General features: G+C 37.8%; 1 pseudogene. It reads left to right on the top strand.

The features are described from left to right. Positions 1–434, top strand: a pseudogene (locus DEO48_RS26945) (hypothetical protein); the annotation flags it as partial.

The following is a 434-nucleotide window of genomic DNA, read 5'->3' as shown; positions in this document are numbered from 1 at the left end:
TTACGGTCTTTTTCCTAAGTTTAAATTAAACCGGTCTCTTAGTGATGAAGAGAGAACGCATCAGCTAAAACAACATCAGGCAACTGAACTGGATGGACAATCAATAGTCCCTGATATGAAGGTTATAACACTTAACACCCATTATCTTGAACTTGTTGACAAATATTACTCAGCGAAGGGTTTCGGAGGATTTGTCGCGTCCTTTGTTTTTTTTGGATTTTCACTGCTATACTTGGCAGTGCTGATTAAGAGTGTTCCTTATATTGACTGGAAGTTTTCTACCAGTGAAGAAATGCTTTTGTTGATGAGCTTAATTTGCATTCCGACAATTCTTTTTTCATTCAAGCTTCTTAAAACAGAATGGTTTGCCTGGACACATTATCCCATTCGCTTTGACAGAAAAAACAGACTGGTGCACGTATTCCGGTTAAATG

This window comes from Enterobacter sp. CGMCC 5087 (genome assembly GCF_003144775.1).
GTDB classification, from domain to species: Bacteria; Pseudomonadota; Gammaproteobacteria; order Enterobacterales; family Enterobacteriaceae; genus Enterobacter; species Enterobacter cloacae_M.
The sequence above is the reverse complement of the archived record's forward strand: the minus strand, read 5'-3'. Positions and strand labels throughout refer to the sequence as shown.